The sequence below is a fragment of the Pseudanabaena biceps PCC 7429 genome (assembly GCF_000332215.1).
In the GTDB taxonomy this organism is placed as follows: Bacteria; Cyanobacteriota; Cyanobacteriia; order Pseudanabaenales; family Pseudanabaenaceae; genus Pseudanabaena; species Pseudanabaena biceps.
In genome coordinates, this window is the sequence record NZ_ALWB01000248.1 from 1 (window position 1) to 5,999 (window position 5,999).

The 5,999-nt window shown below is 44.4% G+C and carries 8 protein-coding genes and 1 pseudogene; 2 read left to right on the plus strand and 7 right to left on the minus strand.

What is annotated here, in order from left to right:
• The first annotated feature begins 155 nt into the window (after nt 1–155).
• Nucleotides 156–893 (plus strand): hypothetical protein, encoded by a 738-nt coding sequence (locus PSE7429_RS19795; protein ID WP_009629126.1) that lies wholly within the window; start codon nt 156–158, stop codon nt 891–893.
• Nucleotides 894–1,165: 272 nt separating this feature from the next.
• Nucleotides 1,166–1,822 carry a hypothetical protein gene (locus PSE7429_RS19800; protein ID WP_040689727.1) on the plus strand — a complete coding sequence of 219 codons (657 nt, stop codon included), beginning with the start codon at nt 1,166–1,168 and terminating at the stop codon, nt 1,820–1,822.
• Nucleotides 1,823–1,894: 72 nt separating this feature from the next.
• Here the strand turns inward: PSE7429_RS19800 and PSE7429_RS19805 are convergent, their stop codons facing one another.
• The 7 genes and pseudogenes from PSE7429_RS19805 to PSE7429_RS28245 form a co-directional block, all read right to left on the minus strand.
• Nucleotides 1,895–2,731 carry a ThiF family adenylyltransferase gene (locus PSE7429_RS19805; protein WP_009629128.1) on the minus strand — a complete coding sequence of 279 codons (837 nt, stop codon included), beginning with the start codon at nt 2,729–2,731 and terminating at the stop codon, nt 1,895–1,897.
• Nucleotides 2,731–3,420, minus strand: coding sequence for a Mov34/MPN/PAD-1 family protein (locus tag PSE7429_RS19810; RefSeq protein WP_009629129.1), 690 nt, complete (start codon nt 3,418–3,420; stop codon nt 2,731–2,733). Before PSE7429_RS19810 ends, PSE7429_RS19805 begins: the two co-directional genes overlap by 1 nt.
• On the minus strand, nt 3,417–4,124 hold the full coding sequence (locus tag PSE7429_RS19815) for a hypothetical protein (protein WP_009629130.1): 708 nt from the start codon (nt 4,122–4,124) through the stop codon (nt 3,417–3,419). Before PSE7429_RS19815 ends, PSE7429_RS19810 begins: the two co-directional genes overlap by 4 nt.
• Before the next feature lie 10 nt (nt 4,125–4,134).
• Nucleotides 4,135–4,881, minus strand: a complete 747-nt coding sequence (locus tag PSE7429_RS19820; RefSeq protein ID WP_009629131.1) for a hypothetical protein — start codon at nt 4,879–4,881, stop codon at nt 4,135–4,137.
• A gap of 1 nt (nt 4,882) precedes the next feature.
• Complete coding sequence (locus PSE7429_RS19825) at nt 4,883–5,134, minus strand: hypothetical protein (RefSeq protein WP_009629132.1); 252 nt, start codon at nt 5,132–5,134, stop codon at nt 4,883–4,885.
• Complete coding sequence (locus tag PSE7429_RS19830; RefSeq protein WP_144052548.1) at nt 5,131–5,328, minus strand: hypothetical protein; 198 nt, start codon at nt 5,326–5,328, stop codon at nt 5,131–5,133. Before PSE7429_RS19830 ends, PSE7429_RS19825 begins: the two co-directional genes overlap by 4 nt.
• A 16-nt stretch (nt 5,329–5,344) precedes the next feature.
• A pseudogene (locus PSE7429_RS28245) lies at nt 5,345–5,595 on the minus strand (hypothetical protein); the annotation flags it as partial.
• Nucleotides 5,596–5,999: the final 404 nt, after the last annotated feature.

The window sequence follows — 5,999 nt, forward strand, 5'->3', positions numbered from 1 at the left end:
ACGAATTGCTATGCCCTCAAGCGTAATTTGTTCAATGATGTCATTCGTTCTTTTGTCATGGAAAACTTAGCTGATTACAATTATCTCCTACCTGCAAATCTTCTCCCTTCTGTCAATGCGTAACTTCTAGTCTCGATCAAGTCTCTCCTGAATTGGTGGAATACGATCGCGATGGGCAAAAGCGATCGGAGATTCTTAAATTGGAAGCTTTGTTTGAATCGGATCTTGCCATTGAATCCGATGTTCGTGCGTTTACTCGTCAAGCTAAGTTTGGCATGGGTATTTTCCTGCCAGATCAACCCTGTCATGAGTTGGGACGCTATGTCAGATCGGGTTTAGGGTTGAAGGAGTTGCTGAATCCTGATGTGCAATACACTGATTCAGATCTGGAAAACTTAGGTAGCCTCTGTCGGCAATTTGCTACGGATATCAAAAGGTACTTGGGCTTCAATGTTCCTCAAGATGCTACTAATATTTGGATTTTTCGTATGCTCTGCCATCAGCTTGGGGTCAAAATCTGTTCTAAGCGCGTTCATGGCGATGAGGGCATGATCAATGTTTGCTGGCTTGATACTGAGGCTTGGCATGAGTTGCTGGCGATTCTCGAAAGACGCTCCGTCTCTCGGCAACAGGTGGCGGTGGCTCAACCCGTTTCTTGCGATCGCCCCCCCCTTATAATAAATAATTGTGAGGGGGCGATCGCTAACGGCCAGTTTGCGGTTTGGACTAGACTGATTGCCATGGTTGCTTATCTGCGCCATTTACTGACATCGGATATTTCCTCTAAGCATCCTCTGTACAAGCTCAAAAGCCAGCTATCAGTCTTGTTTTATAACTTCCAAGTTATGTTCGCTCAAAGATTATTCTTGCCTCGCTCTGAGGCTATACCGTAATTTCACAACAGCAACTCAACAACAACTATCGTGTAGCCCGATAGACCGTCAGGCCTATATCAACTCTGACCATATTGGGTTGATAAGCCCTTCAGCTTAGCTGTTATACCAATTCACGAAAGTGTGACAACAATTTTGTGAATTGATATTAAACGATGGTTGATGGTCTGCTAGATGTTTTTGTGGGAGGCTATCATATAAAAATCAGTCATTTTAGGGAGATTTATCATCTCTAAGGTTTGAGGTGGGGCAATCCTTGTTTGGAAATTTTTATGATGGAGTCCTATATGGGTACATTAACCGATATTTTCGTCGCTCAAAAGGAGCAGCGATTCGATTTTCTGCGTGAAAACTTTTCTCGGATTTTTTGTAAGTATCATCAAGACCGATTTGCGGTTAAGCAGGGGAAACTCAAGCCTTTTACTACCTTTCTCGACACTCAGCTTTCTAAGCCGATCGATATCAATGTCACGGCACAGTTTTTCAAGCAACATCGTGTTGACGCTCAATCTTTCGTCACTACGGCGATTAACGAAGCTGGTAAGTTTAACAATGTCCAAATTATAGGTGGGGTTTCGCCTCGTTCGGCTAATCTGGTAAGGGATTTATTCGCTGATGAAGATTCTTTGATCGTTAGTATCAGTCAGGATATTGTCATCGAAATTATTGATTTTCTCTGCTCAGATCCTCACTATCCCATGCTTTGTAATATTTGCTTCCCCTGTACCAGTCAAGTGATTGTGGCAGCCCATAAAAAGCGAATTCCTGTATCGGTAAGGGTGATTCGACCTCCTCTTAATTTTAAATTCAACCGCCATCGCATCATTGCTTGTGCTAACTGGGATGTACTTGTGCAATATGCCAGTGCTGATGTTGTCCTAAAGCTATGCAGTATTCCTTGGCTAGATGAAATTCCTTGCTTTGAATAGATTTGCTCGCCCATGAAATAAGCAGTCCGCACTGCTCTAAGTCAATCGGATTAGTGCGGACTGTTTGTTTCGCTATTGGGGCTTCGCTTTCAGGTATTGTTTGGGCTTGCCGATCGCTGCTGCTATTTCTTCGGGGGTGTTGAATCTAGACCATGCATTACCATGTTTGCAGTTTACATAGGTAGCAAATCGGGTCAGGGTTCCGCTTAGTAAGCGTAGAAGCATGTCCAATGCTTCATCAGCGATACGGTGATTGATGGACATGGACTGAGCGTTAGCGATCGCTGATTCTTCACAGGATAGTACTTTCTGGATTGACTCTTGCTTCACCAGTAAATCTGGATGTTGTATTGCTGGGGATGGTAATCCTGTACAAAATGTGGGGACATGAAAGGCTCCTTTCATACTTTCCACTGTGTCTCTAGAGCCGAGGAGGACTTGTCCCGAATCGTAATGATTGCCACAGTCTAACCAGAAGGTTGTTTTTCCATTTTCTAAAACTTTAGCTATTTCTGCTCTAGATTCAGGATTGTCCACGGCTCCAATGCAAATTGTCAGATGTTTCCATCGCGATATTGCCATGTCTGCTCTAAAGGATGAGGTAATGGCACTGATTTCAATACCCCATTGCAGTCCGTATCTTGCCGCGAGAACGGATGCTTTGGGTAATCCGAGGTCACTGGGAATAAAGTTTTGGCGCGGAATATTTGTTGCTTCTACCCGATCTGGATCGATGAATGTAACTGATACTTTTTTCCCTGCTTGTTTTTGTAAGTAGGCGATGCGTGGCAAGTTCACGGCTAACCATCCGCCTGTGCCGCCACAGCCGATGAGAATTAGGGCTAGTTCTTCATAGGCTGGTAGCAAGATGGGGACGGCTTCAGCAAAGGGTAATGATAGGTTTGACATTACCAATCCTCCGCTAAGCAGTCTGTTAGTTGTGCTGGTAACTCCAAGATTCCTGTGGTTGCGGTTTCGTAGAAATGTCCGTAAATTCCTACTCGCATCCTTATTTGCGGGTTGGAGAAGATTTCGCCAAGTACTCCATAGATCCGAAATCCTGTCTCATCGCGGTTATCTGTTTCTGAGAAGTAGGCTCTCATGCCATGATGGGAATGGATTTCAATGATCGCTTTGCTGTAGGTACTATTGGCACTATTGTCCAAGGGCTTACAGGATGTGGCTGTTTGCTCTTGATCTGGTATTGCGAGTTGCCAAGTTCCCTTTTCAAAATAGAGGTGGAATACGATCTCTACGGGGTGATTGTTGGCATCACAGGCAATGCGTGAGGCTTCGAGCATTTGCTCTACCAGAAATAGGGGGACTGCGGGGTAGGTCATTTGCAGGGATGCGGATATTGCTCTTAGTCCTTTGGCTTTGTAATAGGATACGGGAGCGATCGCTTCTAATCCTTGTCTCTTGGCTCTCACAAATGTGCCGTTGCTGCCATAGACATACTCGTACATTGAGGTTGGAGCAATTTCAGGAAAGCTTTGATTGGTGGCGATGATGTGCTGAATTAATGGGGGATTGTGCGTGACTGGCAATGCGAGATTTGTGGTTGCTACGTGCTTCTGCACATGGTCTAGTAATTTCATCGGTTGATTACCATGTTGATCGCTACCTGTACAGAACTGTCATGGGGAACAAGATCATTGATCGGGTAGCGGTTGCTGTTCTGCAATTGGATCAGTTTTTCGCGGATGTCTTCGGGATGGGTATGGGATTTGCCGTTCGCGAGATGATTGTTAAACGGTGCTGTCATGAACATCTCCCATGCTTTGGCTAGTCGCTCGATTCCTTCTGCATAGTTGCTGAGGTTATTCTCAGTTCCCATACAGATTCTGCCATCTCCATAGATGTTTGGTAATGGTACATGATAGATGGGTGCTTCAGCGGCAAAGGTTTTTTGCTTGGTTGCCCAGATGTAGCAGATATCGCCACAGAGCATGAATACTATTCCCATCATTGGGAGGGTCAGGGAGATTGGCTCTCCACCTTCGTCCAAATTGATGAAGGTAAATGTCCGTTTTGCAGGTGGCATAAACTGCACATACCATTGTCCTTGACGGCAAACTCCCATGCGTTTTACTCCGTCGGGTATCCAGCCTGTGTCGATGCGTTCATTCTGAAAAGCGGCTCTTACTGTTTCGGGGGATAGAAACTTGTAAGTTTCTCGCTCTCCCTGTCGATATTGAAAGCAGTAATGTCCTCCTTTCAGAAATAAAAGTTTTGCTTCTGCTTCGATTAAGGGATAACCATCGGGATTCAGGACATCTTGCAGTGGGTCTAGGGTTAGCATTGCTTTTTCCTCATGCTGCTAGATAGTGGGTTTCGGGATTTGGTTCTTTACATCGGTTCCAGAGCTTGACCACTTTGATACAGTTGGCGGTGTCTTGCTCTAGCCATTCGATAAATTCTCGATATTTTTGCATGATTGTTTGTGCTTCGGTATAGGCTTCTCTCAAGGTATCTATTACCTCTACTGTCCAATGAGCGTCTACGATGTCGTTTTCATAGGAGATGTCCAGCCATAGATTTCCTGTGGATTGGGTGAGCATATCGATTGCTGTGGGTAAGAGGGTGATTTTCCCTCTTACCTTTTTGACGGCTTGGTTTAGTTTTTGGTAATTGATGTAACTCACCGCAGGGGGTAAGTCTTGTCCTAGTTCTTCCTCTAGCTCATTCCATGGGTCGTTTTCTAATCCATGAATCAGGCTCATCAAGAATTTCTCGGTTGCGCCTAGTTCTTCAAAGTTATCGTAGTACCATGAAGTGCCTAGTGGCTCTACGGGGATATAGGATATACGCTCTGATTCTGCTAGTAATAGGGGTAATGGGAAGAATTGTTCGTCTAATAAGGTCAGAAACTCTAACTCTTTTTCGCTATAGGTTTCAAGGCTAGTAACTTGAATACTAGCCTTGGATTGTTGATATTCATCAGGATAGTAATACTGATACAGTTGCAGCATCGTTGCCCTTTGCTGTATTGCTTCGAGGTACTCCACAGCTTGATCGGCGGTGCGTGCGGCTAACCACTCGAATTTGGTTTTGTCCATCTCAGAATCCTCGGATTGTCATCGGGGCAGCGATCGGGCTAGCTTTTTTTAAACTGTCTAATGTCCTTTGGATAGAAAGGCTATGTTCTTGCGATTGTGCTGTTGCTTCGCTAAAGTCTTCTAGCCCGATTGCGGTTAGCTCAATTAATGGATTGCCTTCCTGTTGATACTGTTCAATTTCCCAGAGGATTTCGAGTAGGGGATTGGTTTCTTCGGGGGCGACGATTAAAGTAGCGATCGCTGTCTCGCTCATATTGCACCTTTTGTCCCTGCCAGCTTACAGACATCCACGAGGATATCGCCGTTGGCTTGCACAGTTCTTTCGATTTTCGAGTTCTTGATTCCTTCAAAATATAGGCTGAGAGTAGCCCTAATTTGTTCGTCGCTACTCCCGATTTCAGGTGGTACGGGAATTGTCTGTCCTTCAATCTTGATGTTATAGTTCATTGTTGTTGGGAGCATCTCAATTAGGCACTGAGTAAATATACTTAGGGGCATAGAAGTAGCCATTGAGATAAGCACAGCGATGTTTCAAAACTTGAGCAACATTTTGCTGATTCCACTGAGCACCCGAAATCTTGACCCGACGACCAATTTGTTTAATTGTCGATTCAACTGAGCCAGAGCCAATGTTAATTCCCTGTTTTGTAGGTAACCATACTCAGGTATACGATGGCGATGATTGCGTAAATAAGCAAGAAAATTGATAGCTCGTTTGAATTTACAACCTGAAATAAGAAATCGCCTGCTCAACATCACCTTGCCAGAGAAAATCTTCTACCTTGGCTAGACGACGCAAAGAACCACCAACAGCATAAAGATGTTCTTTCAAATGAAACCAGTCCAATATTTCAAACCTCTGCGGTGATGGCGCTATGGCAGCGAATAAATTCCAGATCCCATCATGTCCATCGCCTAGACAAGAGAATATTTCCGCTAATGGTTGTTTTTGTACCCAATCAACTAAACCTTGATTATTGAGAAAATAAGCAGCAATTGTCCCCTGAGCATTTACGGCTTTGTAATCTTTCCACTCACACTTTTCCCTTTCTCAGTTCGTAATCTCACTTTACCGCCATCAATACTCATCTCTTCTACGGTTTCTGTGGTTGTCATCT